The organism is Citrobacter sp. Ca225, assembly GCF_030337175.1.
Classification (GTDB): Bacteria; Pseudomonadota; Gammaproteobacteria; order Enterobacterales; family Enterobacteriaceae; genus Citrobacter_A; species Citrobacter_A amalonaticus.
Window position 1 is genome coordinate 288,961 of the sequence record NZ_JAOWCD010000099.1, and the last position, 17,403, is coordinate 306,363.

15 protein-coding genes and 7 tRNA genes are annotated in these 17,403 nt (G+C 53.9%); 20 read left to right on the forward strand and 2 right to left on the reverse strand.

Translation table 11 applies throughout. The features are described 5' to 3' along the window. Window positions 1-7: 7 nt before the first annotated feature. From nagC to OGW13_RS20155, 10 genes are all read left to right on the forward strand, one after another. A complete protein-coding gene (gene nagC / locus OGW13_RS20110) occupies window positions 8-1,228 on the forward strand; it encodes a DNA-binding transcriptional regulator NagC (protein ID WP_044266370.1) in 1,221 nt (406 codons plus the stop codon). A 46-nt stretch (window positions 1,229-1,274) separates the two neighbouring features. After that, window positions 1,275-2,027, forward strand: a complete 753-nt coding sequence (nagD, locus tag OGW13_RS20115) for a ribonucleotide monophosphatase NagD (protein WP_042320681.1) — start codon at window positions 1,275-1,277, stop codon at window positions 2,025-2,027. Between the two features lie 254 nt (window positions 2,028-2,281). Beyond that, complete coding sequence (gene asnB, locus OGW13_RS20120; protein WP_054176137.1) at window positions 2,282-3,946, forward strand: asparagine synthase B; 1,665 nt, start codon at window positions 2,282-2,284, stop codon at window positions 3,944-3,946. A 223-nt stretch (window positions 3,947-4,169) separates the two neighbouring features. After that, a tRNA-Met gene (locus tag OGW13_RS20125) sits at window positions 4,170-4,246 on the forward strand. A gap of 8 nt (window positions 4,247-4,254) precedes the next feature. Next, window positions 4,255-4,339, forward strand: a tRNA-Leu gene (locus OGW13_RS20130). A gap of 23 nt (window positions 4,340-4,362) precedes the next feature. Then, window positions 4,363-4,437, forward strand: a tRNA-Gln gene (locus OGW13_RS20135). Window positions 4,438-4,473: 36 nt separating this feature from the next. Further along, window positions 4,474-4,548, forward strand: a tRNA-Gln gene (locus OGW13_RS20140). 15 nt (window positions 4,549-4,563) lie between these two features. Beyond that, window positions 4,564-4,640, forward strand: a tRNA-Met gene (locus OGW13_RS20145). Between the two features lie 47 nt (window positions 4,641-4,687). Then, window positions 4,688-4,762, forward strand: a tRNA-Gln gene (locus OGW13_RS20150). Between the two features lie 84 nt (window positions 4,763-4,846). Further along, window positions 4,847-4,921 (forward strand) — tRNA-Gln (locus OGW13_RS20155). A gap of 95 nt (window positions 4,922-5,016) precedes the next feature. Here the strand turns inward: OGW13_RS20155 and ubiF are convergent. After that, on the reverse strand, window positions 5,017-6,192 hold the full coding sequence (gene ubiF / locus OGW13_RS20160; protein WP_054176136.1) for a 3-demethoxyubiquinol 3-hydroxylase: 1,176 nt from the start codon (window positions 6,190-6,192) through the stop codon (window positions 5,017-5,019). Between the two features lie 145 nt (window positions 6,193-6,337). On the opposite strand from ubiF, the gene miaB reads away from it, so the two are divergent. The 10 genes from miaB (at window position 6,338) to rihA (ending at window position 16,667) form a co-directional block, all read left to right on the forward strand. Then, window positions 6,338-7,762: a tRNA (N6-isopentenyl adenosine(37)-C2)-methylthiotransferase MiaB gene (gene miaB / locus OGW13_RS20165; protein WP_043001407.1), complete on the forward strand. Its 1,425-nt coding sequence runs from the start codon at window positions 6,338-6,340 to the stop codon at window positions 7,760-7,762. A 209-nt stretch (window positions 7,763-7,971) separates the two neighbouring features. Next, the gene (locus OGW13_RS20170) at window positions 7,972-9,021 is read left to right on the forward strand and encodes a PhoH family protein (RefSeq protein WP_287116411.1); all 1,050 of its coding nucleotides are present in this window, start codon (window positions 7,972-7,974) and stop codon (window positions 9,019-9,021) included. Further along, window positions 9,018-9,485 (forward strand): rRNA maturation RNase YbeY, encoded by a 468-nt coding sequence (gene ybeY / locus OGW13_RS20175; RefSeq protein WP_061070379.1) that lies wholly within the window; start codon window positions 9,018-9,020, stop codon window positions 9,483-9,485. The genes OGW13_RS20170 and ybeY overlap by 4 nt, the downstream gene beginning before the upstream one ends. Window positions 9,486-9,583: 98 nt before the next feature. Then, window positions 9,584-10,462 (forward strand): CNNM family magnesium/cobalt transport protein CorC, encoded by an 879-nt coding sequence (gene corC / locus OGW13_RS20180; protein WP_043001410.1) that lies wholly within the window; start codon window positions 9,584-9,586, stop codon window positions 10,460-10,462. Window positions 10,463-10,485: 23 nt separating this feature from the next. Continuing rightward, on the forward strand, window positions 10,486-12,024 hold the full coding sequence (gene lnt / locus OGW13_RS20185; RefSeq protein WP_044256589.1) for an apolipoprotein N-acyltransferase: 1,539 nt from the start codon (window positions 10,486-10,488) through the stop codon (window positions 12,022-12,024). Window positions 12,025-12,403: 379 nt separating this feature from the next. Further along, the gene (locus OGW13_RS20190; protein WP_054176132.1) at window positions 12,404-13,312 is read left to right on the forward strand and encodes an amino acid ABC transporter substrate-binding protein; all 909 of its coding nucleotides are present in this window, start codon (window positions 12,404-12,406) and stop codon (window positions 13,310-13,312) included. 163 nt (window positions 13,313-13,475) lie between these two features. Further along, on the forward strand, window positions 13,476-14,216 hold the full coding sequence (gltJ, locus tag OGW13_RS20195) for a glutamate/aspartate ABC transporter permease GltJ (RefSeq protein ID WP_044256590.1): 741 nt from the start codon (window positions 13,476-13,478) through the stop codon (window positions 14,214-14,216). Next, window positions 14,216-14,890 carry a glutamate/aspartate ABC transporter permease GltK gene (gene gltK, locus OGW13_RS20200; protein ID WP_043001414.1) on the forward strand — a complete coding sequence of 225 codons (675 nt, stop codon included), beginning with the start codon at window positions 14,216-14,218 and terminating at the stop codon, window positions 14,888-14,890. The genes gltJ and gltK overlap by 1 nt, the downstream gene beginning before the upstream one ends. Next, the gene (gene gltL, locus OGW13_RS20205; protein ID WP_043001415.1) at window positions 14,890-15,615 is read left to right on the forward strand and encodes a glutamate/aspartate ABC transporter ATP-binding protein GltL; all 726 of its coding nucleotides are present in this window, start codon (window positions 14,890-14,892) and stop codon (window positions 15,613-15,615) included. The genes gltK and gltL overlap by 1 nt, the downstream gene beginning before the upstream one ends. A gap of 116 nt (window positions 15,616-15,731) precedes the next feature. Further along, window positions 15,732-16,667, forward strand: coding sequence for a pyrimidine-specific ribonucleoside hydrolase RihA (rihA, locus tag OGW13_RS20210; RefSeq protein ID WP_287116412.1), 936 nt, complete (start codon window positions 15,732-15,734; stop codon window positions 16,665-16,667). 90 nt (window positions 16,668-16,757) lie between these two features. Here rihA and OGW13_RS20215 read toward each other — a convergent pair whose 3' ends face one another. Continuing rightward, entirely contained in the window at window positions 16,758-17,240 is a 483-nt protein-coding gene (locus OGW13_RS20215; protein ID WP_043001417.1) for a zinc ribbon-containing protein, read from the reverse strand. Window positions 17,241-17,403: the final 163 nt, after the last annotated feature.

The window sequence follows — 17,403 nt, forward strand, 5'->3', positions numbered from 1 at the left end:
AGAAAGTATGACACCAGGCGGACAAGCTCAAATAGGTAATGTTGATCTCGTAAAACAGCTTAACAGCGCGGCCGTTTACCGCCTGATTGACCAGCATGGGCCAATCTCGCGGATCCAGATTGCCGAACAAAGCCAGCTTGCCCCCGCCAGCGTAACCAAAATTACGCGTCAACTGATTGAACGCGGACTGATCAAAGAAGTCGATCAACAGGCCTCCACCGGAGGCCGCCGCGCCATCTCTATCATCACCGAAACCCGCAGTTTTCACGCCATTGGCGTGCGTCTTGGCCGCCACGACGCGACCATCACCCTGTTCGACCTGAGCAGCAAAGTGCTGGCGGAAGAGCACTATCCTCTGCCCGAACGGACGCAGGAAACGCTGGAACACGCGTTGCTCAACGCCATTACCGCTTTTATTGACAGCAATCAGCGCAAAATCCGCGAGCTCATCGCCATTTCCGTGATTCTGCCGGGGCTTGTCGATCCGGAAAGCGGCAAGATCCACTATATGCCGCATATTCAGGTGGAGAACTGGGGACTGGTTGAGGCACTGGAAAAACGGTTCCTCGTCACCTGTTTTGTCGGTCACGATATCCGCAGTCTGGCGCTGGCAGAGCACTACTTTGGTGCAAGTCAGGATTGCGAAGACTCCATTCTGGTGCGCGTCCACCGCGGAACAGGCGCCGGAATCATCTCTAACGGGCGAATTTTTATTGGTCGTAACGGCAACGTTGGCGAGATTGGTCACATCCAGGTTGAACCATTGGGCGAGCGCTGCCACTGCGGCAACTTCGGTTGTCTGGAAACCATTGCTGCAAACGCGGCGATTGAACATCGCGTTCTTAATCTGCTCAAGCAAGGTTACCAGAGCCGTGTTCCGCTGGAAGACTGCACGATCAAAACCATCTGCAAGGCGGCAAATAAGGGCGACAGCCTGGCTTCTGAGGTGATCGAGCACGTCGGGCGTCATCTGGGCAAAACCATTGCGATCGCCATCAACTTGTTTAATCCACAAAAAGTCGTGATTGCCGGTGAGATCACCGAAGCCGATAAAGTGCTGTTACCCGCCATTGAAAGCTGCATTAATACGCAGGCGCTGAAGGCGTTTCGCACGAATTTGCCCGTGGTGCGTTCTACGTTGGATCACCGCTCAGCCATCGGTGCGTTTGCGCTGGTAAAACGCGCTATGCTCAACGGTATTTTGCTCCAGCATTTGCTGGAAAACTGATGCGCTCTTATAGTATCGGATTAATAACACATCTCCTGGGTAGTTCATGACCATTAAGAATGTCATTTGTGATATCGACGGCGTGCTAATGCACGACAACGTCGCCGTACCGGGTGCGGCGGAATTTTTGACTGGCGTAATGGAAAAAGGCCTGCCGCTGGTGCTGTTGACCAATTACCCGTCGCAGACCGGCCAGGATCTGGCGAACCGTTTCGCGACGGCTGGCGTCAATGTGCCGGACAGCGTGTTTTATACCTCGGCAATGGCGACCGCCGATTTCCTGCGTCGTCAGGAAGGGAAAAAGGCATATGTGGTCGGCGAAGGCGCACTGATCCACGAATTGTATAAAGCCGGTTTCACCATTACCGATGTAAACCCGGATTTCGTTATCGTTGGCGAGACCCGTTCCTACAACTGGGACATGATGCACAAAGCAGCTTACTTTGTGGCAAACGGCGCACGCTTTATCGCCACCAACCCGGACACTCACGGTCGCGGGTTTTATCCGGCCTGTGGCGCGCTCTGTGCAGGTATCGAAAAAATCTCTGGTCGTAAACCGTTCTACGTTGGTAAACCCAGTCCGTGGATCATTCGCGCGGCGTTAAATAAAATGCAGGCGCACTCGGAAGAGACGGTCATTGTCGGCGATAACCTGCGCACCGATATTCTCGCGGGCTTCCAGGCGGGACTCGAAACCATTCTGGTGCTCTCCGGCGTTTCCACGCTGGATGACATCGACAGCATGCCGTTCCGCCCGAGCTGGATTTATCCCTCCGTCGCCGAAATCGACGTTATTTAACCCAGACCACGTCCCAGGACGTGGTTTTTCATTTTCGTCTTCTGAAAAAATCACACCATTCAACAAAAACGGCAAAAAACTGATAATTCATCAATGAATATGCTCAATACGTAATCTTTTTTCACCATTCAGCAATAGCCATTGCGTTTTTTCTTTTTCAGACCGCAAACCCCTTGCGCCTCTTGTTTCTTTGCGGCATTTTCTTTAGCAAGCAAACACAAAAAGCATTACGCAACAGGTTAACGGAGAAGGTTATGTGTTCAATTTTCGGCGTATTCGATATTAAGTCAGATGCAGGTGAACTGCGTAAAAAAGCGCTTGAGCTGTCACGCCTGATGCGCCATCGCGGCCCGGACTGGTCCGGTATTTATGCCTGTGATAAGGCCATTCTGGCCCATGAACGTCTGTCGATTGTCGACGTCAACGCCGGTGCGCAGCCGCTGTATAACGAAAAGAAAACCCACGTGCTGGCCGTCAACGGTGAAATCTATAACCACCAGGTGCTGCGTGCAGAATATGGCGATCGCTACGCGTTCCAGACCGGCTCTGACTGCGAAGTGATCCTCGCGCTGTATCAGGAAAAAGGCGTAGAGTTTCTTGACGACCTGCAAGGGATGTTTGCCTTCGCGCTGTATGACAGCGAGCAGGATGCATATTTGATTGGTCGCGACCATATCGGCATTATCCCGCTGTATATGGGCTACGACGAATTCGGCAACCTGTATGTGGCGTCAGAAATGAAAGCGCTGGTGCCGGTGTGCCGCACCATTAAAGAGTTCCCGGCGGGGAGCTATCTGTGGAGCAAAGACGGTGAAATCCGTCAGTACTATCAGCGTGACTGGTTCGATTTTGACGCGGTAAAAGATAACGTTACCGACAAAAACGAACTGCGTCAGGCGCTGGAAGATTCCGTCAAAAGCCACCTGATGTCAGACGTGCCTTACGGCGTGCTGCTCTCTGGCGGCCTGGACTCTTCCGTTATCTCAGCGATCACCAAAAAATTCGCCGCCCGTCGTGTCGAAGATGACGAACGTTCTGAAGCCTGGTGGCCGCAACTCCACTCCTTCGCCGTCGGTCTGGAAGGCTCTCCGGATCTGAAAGCCGCGCAGGAAGTGGCGAACCATCTGGGGACCGTACACCATGAGATTCACTTTACGGTACAGGAAGGGCTGGACGCGATCCGCGACGTGATTTATCACATCGAAACCTACGATGTCACCACCATTCGCGCCTCCACGCCGATGTACTTAATGTCGCGTAAGATCAAGGCGATGGGCATCAAAATGGTGCTGTCTGGCGAAGGGTCGGATGAAGTGTTCGGCGGCTATCTCTATTTCCATAAGGCGCCAGACGCCAAAGAACTGCACGAAGAGACCGTACGCAAACTCCAGGCGCTGCACATGTTCGACTGCGCCCGCGCCAACAAGGCGATGTCGGCCTGGGGGGTGGAAGCACGCGTCCCGTTCCTGGATAAAAAATTCCTCGACGTGGCGATGCGCATCAACCCGGAAGATAAAATGTGCGGCAACGGCAAGATGGAAAAACATATCCTTCGCGAATGTTTTGAATCCTATCTGCCGGCAAGCGTCGCATGGCGTCAGAAAGAGCAGTTCTCCGACGGTGTGGGTTACAGTTGGATCGACACCCTGAAAGAGGTGGCCGCTAAGCAAGTTTCCGATCAGCAACTGGAAACCGCCCGCTTCCGCTTCCCGTACAACACGCCGTCCTCAAAAGAAGCGTATCTGTACCGCGAGATCTTCGAAGAGTTGTTCCCGGTACCAAGCGCCGCAGAATGTGTACCGGGTGGCCCTTCCGTCGCCTGCTCTTCTGCTAAGGCGATCGAATGGGACGAAGCGTTCAAAACCATGAACGATCCATCCGGTCGCGCAGTGGGTGTTCACCAGTCCGCTTATCAATAAGCCACGCTGATGAAAAAGGGCCTTTCGGGGCCCTTTTTTGATCCTGAAAAACGGTTCAGAAAGCGATTAATAACCAATAATTGCCGAATATTGCGCCACGCTGTTCGCAACCTAACCAAACAGTCACATTCCGGGCGTTTTCGATGAAAAAGGGGTTGACGCTTCAAGGCTCAATACGCATAATGCGCCCCGCAACGCCGATAAGGTAAGCGCGAAAAAAGAGGGCTACGTAGCTCAGTTGGTTAGAGCACATCACTCATAATGATGGGGTCACAGGTTCGAATCCCGTCGTAGCCACCATCTTTTTTGCGGGAGTGGCGAAATTGGTAGACGCACCAGATTTAGGTTCTGGCGCCGCAAGGTGTGCGAGTTCAAGTCTCGCCTCCCGCACCATTCCCATAAAAGCGTTGCACGGATGGGGTATCGCCAAGCGGTAAGGCACCGGTTTTTGATACCGGCATTCCCTGGTTCGAATCCAGGTACCCCAGCCATTTTTCTTCGAGTTTGCGGATTACCGCGACGGTCATTGGGGTATCGCCAAGCGGTAAGGCACCGGTTTTTGATACCGGCATTCCCTGGTTCGAATCCAGGTACCCCAGCCATCGAAGAAACACCCTGGCTACGTAGCTCAGTTGGTTAGAGCACATCACTCATAATGATGGGGTCACAGGTTCGAATCCCGTCGTAGCCACCATATTCAGAACACGTTAGTTTCTTTAAACGGGTTCAAAAACAATTTGTTGGGGTATCGCCAAGCGGTAAGGCACCGGATTCTGATTCCGGCATTCCGAGGTTCGAATCCTCGTACCCCAGCCAAATTTCAAGATGTCCTGCACTATTGGATATCTCCAGGCTGTAAAGCACCGGGCTGAGTCCGGCGCGAGATAACCGACATACGATTGGGGTATCGCCAAGCGGTAAGGCACCGGATTCTGATTCCGGCATTCCGAGGTTCGAATCCTCGTACCCCAGCCACATCAGAAAAGCTCGCTTCGGCGAGCTTTTTGCTTTTCTACTAGTGACCAACGAACAGGCCTGATAAGCGTACCGCCATCAGGCCTTTATCAACGCTACAGCCCTAACGCGTATTTCAGCGCCTGACGTTTTAACACGCCAGCGCGTTCAGCCGCCATTAGTCCAAGGTTACGAATAATTCGCAGCGGCTGCAGATCATTACTGAATCCGGCGTAGAACAGATCCATCCCGCTTTGCATGATGAAGTTATCCGCCATGCGCCGGGTCTGGTAACGTTTCAGAACCGGCTGACTCGCCCAGGCCTCGCCATAACTGCGGGCATTCACCAGCACATCAATCAGCGCATCCACGTCGCGATAGCCCAGGTTTACCCCCTGCCCGGCCAGCGGATGAATGGTGTGCGCCGCATCACCAACCAGCGCCAACCCCGGCTGCACATATTGCAGGGCATGACGGCGCGTCAGCGGAAACGCACCTGCCGCGACGGGCATCACCTGTCCCAGACGCGCCGGGAAATGCTTCGCGATCTCCGTCTGAAGCTGCGACATACTTAGCCCCTGCAACTGACGGATCCGCGCCGGTGAGTCATACCACACCAGCGATGCCCAGTTATCGAACAGCGGCAGAAACGCGCGCGGCCCCTCCGGCGTAAACTGCTGCCAGGTGCTGTCACCAGGGTCATTCTCGCACTGAACGGTAATCAGCATACAGGATTGCGCATACTGCCAGGCGTGAATGCCAATGCCGGCCATCTGCCGCACCTGCGAATTTGCGCCATCCGCGCCAATCACCAGTTTTGCGGTGATTCGCTCGCCACCGGCCAGTTCCAGCTCATGACGTTCGTTATGGCGATGCAGCGCAATCAGCGAAGCCGGAACCCGCAGCGTCACTTTCGGATGCGCTTCCAGCGCCTGCCAGAGCGCCTGTTGCAGAACGTTGTTTTCAACCATATACCCAAGTAGCGGCAGCTTCAGTTCGCTGGCGTCAAACACCACATGTGCGTTTTCCCACTCCCAGGTTTCCAGTCGACGATAGGGATGACTGCGCATCCCCTGCACGGCATCCCAGACGCCAAGTCCCTTCAGCAGTGAAACCGAGGCGGCGCTGATCGCCGAAATACGCACGTCCGGCTGGCTGTGTGCAACAAACGGCGCAGGCGCGGCGTGTTCAATCACCGTTACTGTGAAGCCGTGTTGTGCCAGTCCCAGCGCCAGTGCGCCACCGACCATTCCCCCGCCGACAATGGCAATTTCCGTTGGTTGATTTGTCATGGTCAATCATCCTGTTGCATGAATAAGACAAGTTTACAGGATTTTTTACCCCTTGAGGCTGATAACGGTCATACTGGTCACCAGGGCAGCAAAGCATTACACTATGCGCCCTGCAATTCAGCCACTATTTCGCAAGAGCAAGTCGATGACCAAAAAACTCCATATTAAAACCTGGGGCTGTCAGATGAACGAATACGATTCATCGAAGATGGCCGATCTGCTGGATGCCACTCACGGGTATCAACTGACCGATGTGGCGGAAGAAGCGGATGTGCTGCTGCTGAATACCTGCTCAATCCGCGAGAAGGCTCAGGAAAAAGTCTTCCATCAGTTGGGCCGCTGGAAGCTCTTGAAAGAGAAAAATCCCGATCTGATCATCGGCGTCGGCGGGTGTGTGGCGTCTCAGGAAGGCGATCATATCCGCCAACGCGCGCATTATGTCGACATTATCTTCGGGCCGCAAACGCTGCATCGCCTGCCGGAAATGATTAACTCCGTTCGCGGCAACCGTAGTCCGGTTGTTGATATTAGCTTCCCGGAGATCGAGAAGTTTGACCGCCTGCCAGAACCGCGTGCGGAAGGTCCGACCGCGTTTGTCTCTATTATGGAAGGCTGCAACAAATATTGTACTTACTGCGTGGTGCCTTACACCCGCGGTGAGGAAGTCAGCCGTCCGTCTGATGACATTCTGTTTGAAATCGCCCAGCTTGCCGCTCAAGGCGTCCGTGAAGTCAATCTGCTTGGCCAGAACGTCAACGCCTGGCGCGGACAAAACTACGACGGTACCACCGGTTCGTTCGCCGACCTGCTGCGTCTGGTTGCCGCCATTGACGGTATCGATCGCATCCGCTTCACCACCAGCCATCCGATCGAGTTCACCGACGACATTATCGATGTCTATCGCGACACGCCGGAACTGGTGAGCTTCCTGCACCTGCCGGTACAGAGCGGTTCGGATCGCGTACTGAATCTGATGGGACGTACCCACACGGCGCTGGAATATAAAGCGATCATTCGCAAGTTGCGTGCGGCACGTCCGGACATTCAGATAAGCTCCGACTTCATCGTCGGCTTCCCAGGTGAAACCACCCAGGACTTCGAGCAGACCATGAAGCTGATTGCTGACGTTAATTTCGACATGAGCTACAGCTTCATCTTCTCTGCACGTCCGGGAACGCCAGCCGCCGATATGGTCGATGATGTGCCGGAAGAAGAGAAGAAACAGCGTCTGTATATTCTTCAGGATCGCATTAACCAGCAGGCAATGGCCTGGAGCCGTCGTATGCTCGGCACCGTTCAGCGTATTCTGGTAGAAGGAACGTCGCGTAAGAGCATCATGGAATTGTCTGGTCGTACCGAAAATAACCGCGTGGTGAACTTCGAAGGCACGCCGGAGATGATTGGTAAATTTGTCGATGTGGAAATTACCGATGTCTGGACCAACTCACTGCGCGGGAAAGTGGTGCGTACCGAAGACGAAATGGGTCTGCGCATTGCAGAAACCCCGGAATCGGTGATTGCGCGAACCCGTAAAGAGAACGAGATTGGCGTCGGGTTCTGGCAGCCTTAATTCTGCTGAAAACGTCAAAATGCCCGATAACGCTGCGCTTATCGGGCCTACAAAGCACGACGCTTCACAGGCCCGATAAGGCTCTTGTATTTCCTCTCTGCGCCCCCATCTTTATTCCAGTGCTTGCGCCTTTCACCCGTGGCGTGAATAATTTCCTGACAGGCCGGTGAATGTTCGCCTTCCGGCTCCCTATGCATAAGAGGAACAGTTTGAACACAGACACTCGCGAAATTACCCTTGAGCCCGCAGACAACGCCCGCCTGCTGAGCCTTTGCGGCCCGTTTGACGACAACATCAAACAGCTGGAACGCCGTCTCGGCATCGAGATTAACCGCCGTGACAACCATTTTAAACTGACCGGTCGCCCGATTTGCGTCACCGCTGCGGCAGATATCCTGCGCAGCCTGTATGTGGATACTGCGCCGATGCGCGGCCAGACGCAGGATATCGAACCGGAACAAATCCACCTTGCGATTAAAGAAGCGCGTGTGCTTGAGCAGAGCGCTGAGAGCGTTCCCGAGTACGGCAAAGCGGTCAATATCAAAACCAAGCGTGGTGTGATTAAACCGCGTACACATAATCAGGCGCAGTACATCGCCAACATTCTCGACCATGACATCACCTTCGGCGTCGGTCCTGCCGGTACAGGGAAAACCTACCTCGCCGTTGCCGCTGCCGTGGATGCCCTTGAGCGCCAGGAGATCCGCCGTATTCTACTGACCCGTCCGGCGGTTGAAGCCGGGGAAAAACTGGGCTTCCTGCCAGGCGATTTGAGCCAGAAGGTCGACCCGTATCTGCGCCCGCTGTATGACGCCCTGTTCGAAATGCTCGGCTTCGAGAAAGTTGAAAAGCTGATTGAGCGCAACGTGATTGAAGTGGCTCCGCTGGCCTATATGCGCGGACGTACACTGAACGATGCCTTTATCATTCTTGATGAAAGTCAGAACACCACTATCGAACAGATGAAGATGTTCCTGACCCGTATCGGCTTTAACTCGAAGGCGGTGATTACCGGCGACGTCACACAGATTGACCTGCCGCGCAACATCAAATCGGGTCTGCGCCATGCCGTTGAGGTGCTGGCAGAGGTCGACGAGATCAGCTTTAACTTCTTCCACAGCGAAGACGTCGTGCGCCACCCGGTGGTAGCCCGTATCGTTAACGCCTATGAAGCCTGGGAAGAAGCCGAACAAAAACGTAAAGCCGAGCTGGCTGCCGAGCGCAAGCGTGAAGCTCAGGAACAACAGGAACAGAAATGAGTCAGGTGATCCTTGATTTGCAACTGGCGTGTGAGAACAACAGCGGTTTGCCGGAAGAGAGCCAGTTTCAGGCCTGGTTGAATGCGGTTATCCCGCAATTTCAGGAAGAATCAGAAGTGACGATTCGCCTGGTGGACGAGGCCGAAAGCCACGACCTCAATCTGACCTATCGTGGGAAAGATAAGCCGACCAACGTGCTCTCTTTTCCGTTTGAAGCGCCGCCAGGGATTGAAATGCCGCTGCTCGGTGATTTGATCATCTGCCGTCAGGTAGTTGAACAGGAAGCCCAGGATCAAGGTAAGCCGCTGGATGCCCACTGGGCGCACATGGTCGTCCACGGCAGCCTGCATTTGCTGGGTTACGATCATATCGAAGACGACGAGGCAGAAGAGATGGAATCCCTCGAGACAGAGATTATGCTTGCTCTGGGCTATGAGGATCCGTACATTGCCGAGAAGGAATAAGCGACCGGGCGAATGCCCGGTGGTTTCTGGTGATGCCATGCGCTGAGTTTGCGCGCATTGAGCAAGAGATTAACTAACAAGAGAACCCATACGACGCCATGAGCGACGACAATTCACACAGTAGTGACACGTTAAACAGCAAGAAGGGATTTTTCTCCCTGTTACTGAGCCAACTTTTCCACGGTGAACCGAAAAACCGTGATGAATTGCTGGCGCTGATCCGTGATTCCGGGCAGAACGACCTTATCGATGAAGATACGCGCGATATGCTCGAAGGGGTGATGGACATTGCGGACCAGCGCGTTCGCGACATCATGATTCCCCGCTCCCAGATGATTACCCTGAAACGCAACCAGACGCTGGACGAATGCCTCGATGTCATCATCGAGTCCGCCCACTCGCGTTTTCCGGTGATCAGCGAAGACAAAGATCACATTGAAGGGATTCTGATGGCCAAGGACTTGCTGCCGTTTATGCGCAGCGATGCCGAAGCCTTCAGCATGGAGAAAGTGTTACGCCAGGCCGTTGTCGTCCCGGAGAGCAAACGCGTTGACCGTATGCTCAAAGAGTTTCGCTCTCAGCGTTACCATATGGCTATCGTCATCGACGAATTCGGCGGTGTCTCTGGTCTGGTCACCATTGAAGATATCCTCGAACTGATCGTCGGTGAAATCGAAGATGAATACGACGAAGAAGATGATATCGACTTCCGTCAGCTCAGTCGCCATACCTGGACCATTCGCGCGCTCGCGCCGATCGAAGACTTCAATGATGCCTTCGGCACCAGCTTTAGCGACGAAGAAGTCGATACCATTGGGGGTCTGGTGATGCAGGCGTTTGGTCACCTGCCCGCACGGGGTGAAACCATTGATATCGATGGTTACCAGTTCAAAGTGGCTATGGCCGACAGCCGTCGTATTATTCAGGTTCACGTCAGAATTCCGGATGACTCCCCCCAGCCAAAACTGGACGAATAACACCGAACGGGAAGAAGAACTCAATGGCTTTTGCCTCATTACTTGAACGCCAGCGCATTCGCCTGCTGCTGGCGTTATTATTCGGTGCCTGCGGTACGCTGGCTTTTTCTCCTTATGACATCTGGCCCGCTGCGATTGTGTCGCTGATGGGCTTGCAGGCACTCACCCTGAATCGTCGCCCGCGTCAGTCAGCTGCTATCGGCTATTTCTGGGGACTGGGACTCTTCGGTACAGGTATCAACTGGGTTTACGTCAGCATCGCGCAGTTTGGCGGGATGCCAGGCCCGGTGAACGTCTTCCTTGTGGTGCTGCTCGCGGCATACCTTTCACTGTATACCGGACTGTTTGCTGGCGTACTTGCGCGTCTGTGGCCAAAAACCAGCTGGCTGCGGGTTGCCATTGCCGCACCGGTGGTCTGGCAGCTAACGGAATTTCTGCGTGGCTGGGTGCTGACCGGATTTCCGTGGCTGCAGTTCGGCTACAGTCAGATCGACGGTCCGCTGAAAGGGCTGGCACCGGTCATGGGTGTCGAAGCCATAAACTTCCTGTTGATGATGGTCAGCGGATTGCTGGTTCTCTCGCTGGTCAGCCGTAACTGGCGTCCGCTGGTGGTCGCCATCGTTCTTTTCGCGCTCCCTTTCCCACTGCGCTATATCCAGTGGTTCACCCTGGAGCCGGAAAGAACAACCCGCGTGTCGCTGGTTCAGGGCAATATCCCGCAGTCGTTGAAATGGGACGAAGGCCAGTTGATGAATACGCTCAAGATCTATCTGGATGCGACGCAGCCCGAAATGGGGAAATCGCAGCTGATCATCTGGCCGGAATCCGCCATTCCGGATCTGGAAATCAACCAGCAGCGCTTTCTGGGCATGCTGGATGACCTGTTGCGTTCGAAGAACAGCTCGCTGATTACCGGTATTGTCGATGCGCGACTGAACAAGCAGAACCGTTACGACACCTACAACACCATCATCACGTTGGGGAAAGACAATCCTTACCGTTATGACTCCACCAACCGCTACAACAAAAACCATCTGGTGCCGTTTGGTGAGTTTGTGCCGCTGGAATCCATTCTTCGCCCCTTAGCGCCGTTCTTTGACCTGCCGATGTCCTCGTTCAGCCGTGGCCCGTACATTCAGCCGCAGCTGCATGCGCACGGTTTAGCACTGACCGCCGCGATTTGCTACGAGATCATTTTGGGTGAACAGGTACGCGATAACTTCCGCCCGGACACGGACTTTCTGCTAACCATCTCCAACGATGCGTGGTTTGGTAAGTCGATTGGTCCTTGGCAGCATTTCCAGATGGCGCGGATGCGCTCGCTGGAGCTGGCACGCCCCCTGCTGCGCAGTACTAACAACGGTATTACAGCGGTGATTGGTCCGCAGGGCGAGATTCAGGCGATGATCCCGCAATTTACGCGCCAGGTGTTAACCGCCGATGTAACGCCAACAACAGGCTTAACGCCATATGCTCGCACTGGCAACTGGCCGCTGTGGTTCCTGACCGCGCTGTTCGGTTTTGCCGCCGTGTTAATGAGTTTGCGTCAACGTCGTAAATAATCGATTTCTCCCTGCATCAGGCCGGATAACCGCGCTTACGCGTCTTATCCGGCCTACCATTCTCCATCCTCTTCTTCCATTCTGGCACGCCTATTGCTTTGTTAACAAAGGCAAACCTGTTTTTGGCGTTCAGCGCAACGTCGTCGCACTAAAGCAGTTCACCAGTAGCACCGAAACGGTGCAACGAGGGATTTTTGCCTCTAAACGGTGCGGCGCACTTCGCAAAAATAAACAATAACGCAGCAATATCTTTACATTAAGCCAGACTAAATGTTAACAAACAGGTAAAACACTGCACGCTTAAGTTGCAGGTGATAACAACACAGACACTCACAATAGGTATCACTGCGTCGACGGCGCAGACGATAAGGAGTTGGATATGCAATTACGTAAGCTAGCCGCAGCAATGCTGGTAATGGGAATGTCAGCCGGTCTGGTACATGCGGAAGATGCGGCCCCTGCCGCAGGCGGCACGCTGGACAAGATCGCCAAAAACGGCGTTATCGTCGTCGGTCACCGTGAATCCTCCGTGCCGTTCTCTTATTACGACAATCAGCAGAAAGTGGTGGGTTATTCTCAGGATTACTCCAACGCCATCGTTGAAGCCGTGAAGAAGAAGCTGAACAAGCCCGATCTGCAGGTGAAGCTGATCCCGATTACGTCGCAGAACCGTATTCCGCTGCTGCAAAACGGCACTTTCGACTTTGAGTGCGGGTCCACCACCAACAACCTTGAGCGCCAGAAACAGGCCGCTTTCTCTGACACCATCTTTGTCGTCGGCACCCGTCTGCTGGCGAAAAAAGGCGGCGACATTAAAGACTTCCCGGACCTGAAAGGCAAAGCGGTTGTTGTCACCTCAGGTACCACCTCTGAAATTCTGCTGCACAAGCTGAACGACGAGCAAAAAATGGATATGCGTATCATCAGCGCTAAAGACCACGGTGACTCTTTCCGTACCCTGGAAAGCGGTCGCGCCGTTGCCTTTATGATGGATGATGCCCTGCTGGCCGGTGAACGCGCGAAGGCGAAGAAACCGGACAACTGGGAAATCGTCGGCAAACCACAGTCTCAGGAAGCTTACGGCTGCATGCTGCGTAAGAACGATCCTGAGTTCAAAAAGCTGATGGATGACACCATCGCCCAGGCGCAGACTTCAGGCGAAGCCGCGAAATGGTTTGATAAGTGGTTCAAAAATCCGATCCCACCGAAAAACCTGAACATGAACTTCGAACTGTCGGACGAAATGCAAGCGCTGTTCAAAGAACCGAATGATAAAGCACTTAACTAACTAGAACGAAATGGGGCGGGAACTCCTTGCCCTCTCGATTGCTATGCAGCACGGACAGACTATATGCCTGATGGTCGTTCCCCATCAGGCCTGAAAACCGAAGTACGCTGGATAACAATCTTCGAGGGTAGCGCTGCTACCCTTATTTTTTCGGAGTAGATGTATGTCAATAGACTGGAACTGGGGCATTTTTTTACAACAGGCCCCATTCGGCAACACCACCTATCTCGGCTGGCTCTGGAGCGGTTTCCAGGTTACCGTCGCACTTTCCATCACCGCCTGGATCATTGCCTTCCTGGTCGGTTCTTTATTTGGCATTTTACGCACCGTCCCGAATCGCTTCTTTTCCGGGATCGGCACCCTGTATGTAGAACTGTTCCGTAACGTACCGCTGATCGTCCAGTTCTTCACCTGGTATCTGGTGGTGCCTGAACTGCTGCCAGAAGATCTTGGCATGTGGTTTAAGGCAGAACTGGATCCCAATATTCAGTTCTTCGTTTCGTCCATGCTCTGTCTGGGGCTGTTTACCGCCGCGCGCGTTTGCGAACAGGTTCGTGCCGCCATTCAGTCACTGCCACGCGGTCAAAAAAACGCAGCGCTGGCGATGGGACTGACCCTGCCGCAGGCCTACCGCTACGTGTTGTTGCCTAACGCCTATCGCGTGATCGTCCCGCCGATGACCTCTGAGATGATGAACCTGGTGAAAAACTCCGCCATCGCCTCGACCATCGGTCTGGTCGATATGGCCGCGCAGGCCGGGAAGCTGCTCGATTACTCGGCGCATGCCTGGGAGTCATTTACCGCCATTACCCTGGCGTACGTGTTGATTAATGCCTTCATCATGCTGGTGATGAGTCTGGTGGAACGTAAAATCCGCCTGCCTGGCAATCTGGGAGGCAAATAATGTACGAATTCGACTGGAGTTCAATTGTCCCTTCCCTGCCCTATCTGCTGGATGGGCTGCTCATTACGCTGAAAATTACCGTCACCGCGGTGATTATCGGTATTGTCTGGGGCACTATTCTCGCCGTTATGCGTCTTTCCAGTTTTGCACCTGTCGCCTGGTTTGCTAAAGCGTACGTTAACGTCTTCCGCTCCATCCCGCTGGTGATGGTACTGTTGTGGTTCTATCTGATTGTGCCGGGGCTATTACAGGATGTACTGGGGCTGTCACCGAAAACCGATATTCGCCTGATTTCGGCAATGGTCGCATTTTCGATGTTTGAAGCCGCCTATTACTCCGAAATTATCCGTGCGGGCATCCAGAGTATTTCCCGCGGACAGTCAAGTGCGGCGCTGGCGTTGGGGATGACCCACTGGCAGTCAATGAAGCTCATCATTTTGCCGCAGGCGTTTCGCGCGATGGTACCGCTGCTGCTGACGCAGGGCATCGTCCTGTTCCAGGATACGTCTCTGGTGTACGTCTTAAGTCTCGCGGATTTCTTCCGCACTGCGTCTACGATTGGCGAGCGTGATGGTACACAGGTCGAAATGATCCTGTTTGCCGGTGCCGTTTACTTTGTTATCAGCCTGAGCGCATCGTTGTTGGTCAGCTATTTGAAGAAAAGGACAGTTTAATGATTACCCTGAAAAATGTTTCTAAATGGTATGGTCACTTTCAGGTGCTGACCGACTGCTCCACGGAAGTGAAAAAAGGCGAAGTGGTGGTCGTCTGCGGCCCGTCAGGTTCCGGAAAGTCGACGCTGATCAAAACCGTTAACGGCCTGGAGCCGGTGCAAAAAGGTGAAATCACCGTGAACGGTATTATGGTCAACGACAAAAAAACCGATCTGGCGAAGTTACGCTCACGCGTCGGGATGGTGTTCCAGCACTTTGAGCTGTTCCCGCATCTGTCGATTATTGAAAACCTGACCCTGGCGCAGGTAAAAGTGCTTAAGCGTGATAAAGCCCCGGCGCGTGAAAAAGCGCAGAAGTTGCTGGAACGCGTGGGCCTTGCCGCGCATGCCAATAAATATCCAGCGCAGCTCTCCGGCGGCCAGCAGCAGCGTGTGGCGATTGCCCGCGCGCTGTGTATGGATCCTATCGCCATGCTGTTCGATGAACCCACTTCGGCGCTTGATCCAGAGATGATCAACGAAGTACTGGACGTTATGGTTGAACTGGCCAACGAAGGGATGACCATGATGGTGGTGACCCATGAAATGGGCTTTGCCCGCAAAGTGGCGAATCGGGTGATCTTTATGGACGAAGGGAAAATCGTTGAGGACTCACCGAAAGAAGAGTTCTTCGCTAACCCGAAATCCGAACGCGCAAAAGACTTCCTCGCCAAAATCCTGCATTAATCTTTTCGGCGCGCATGTCAGAGTGCGCGCCATCTCACGCTTTCTTGCCTCGCTCCTCGAATCATTTTCACCCCAGCGTTACCCTTGCCACAATGTAGCATTCATAAGGAGCAACAATGGCACTGCCAATAATCATAGATTGCGACCCGGGTCATGATGACGCGATCGCACTGGTTCTCGCCCTCGCCTCACCGGAACTTGACGTTAAAGCCATCACCTCATCCGCAGGAAACCAGACACCCGATAAAACGCTACGCAACGTATTGCGAATGTTAACGTTGCTGAACCGCACGGACATTCCAGTGGCGGGCGGCGCGCCCAAGCCCCTGATGCGTGAATTGATCATTGCCGATAACGTCCACGGTGAAAGCGGACTGGATGGCCCGGCGCTACCGGAACCCGCCTTTGCGCCGCAGCCATGCACCGCCGTTGAGCTGATGGCAAAGACGTTGCGCGAGAGCACACAACCGGTCACCCTTGTCTCAACCGGGCCGCAAACCAACGTCGCACTGTTGCTGAACAGCCATCCTGAACTGCGTGACAAAATCGCCCGTATCGTGATCATGGGCGGCGCGATGGGGTTGGGCAACTGGACGCCTGCCGCCGAATTCAATATCTATGTCGACCCTGAAGCCGCAGAAATCGTCTTCCAGTCGGGGATTCCGGTGGTGATGGCCGGTCTGGACGTCACGCATAATGCACAAATTCATGTCGCAGATACCGAACGCTTCCGCGCCATTGGTAACCCGGTTTCCACGATCGTTGCTGAACTACTCGACTTCTTCCTCGAGTATCATAAAGACGAGAAATGGGGATTTACCGGCGCACCGCTGCACGACCCGTGCACCATCGCCTGGCTGTTGAAACCCGAACTGTTTACCACCGTTGAACGCTGGGTTGGGGTGGAAACTCAGGGGAAATACACTCAGGGGATGACCGTGGTGGACTATTACTTCCTGACGGGCAATAAACCGAATGCCACCGTGATGGTGGATGTCGATCGTCAGGGATTTGTAGACCTGCTGGCAGAACGGCTACAGTTTTACGCATGACCAATGCCGGACGGTGCTGACGCTTATTCGGCCTACGTAATGAGTCACCGTAGGCCTGATAAGATGCGTCAACCTCGGCATCAGACTAGATTACGGTTCAAACGGACGACGCTGAAACTGGTCGTGTCCACATTTTGGGCACAATGGCAACACATCCGGCGTATACACCGCCAAGTGAAAATGACACTTTTCACAGACCAGATTGCCCAGGCCCACCACTTCGCCGCTGTGATATACCCCGTGATGACTTAGATCCTGAAACACTTCACGCCATTCGAGCTGCGTTTTGTCGGTGATATCCGCCAGTTCCTGCCACAGGCTCTCTTTGATTACCCGCATAAAGACGCTGTCGGACTCCTCTTCCAGACTCTCTTCGTAGCTGATGGCAAACTCTTCCAGGTCACGTCTGACAGCGCGCGTCAGTTCGTCCACTTCGGTTCGCGTTAACTCCCCGGCTTGCAAAACCTGCTGCCGCGCCTGTTCCACCAGCGCATCGATATCACGCTCGCCATTGCGCAGACGTTCACTTAATGACGCCACCAGTTCACGGTAGTATTGAGCAACCTTGTTCATCGTTTCGCCTCCTGGGTCGTTAACTGTCTATAATAATAGACGTTATTTGGGTTACGCTTTGCAAGACTGTCCACAGAGTGTGTAAATTCGTGCAAGGATTATCGTGGCGTGAATTCGAACCTGAATGCGCGAAAGGCTGTTTTGACGCGGGCGTTTGGGCTAT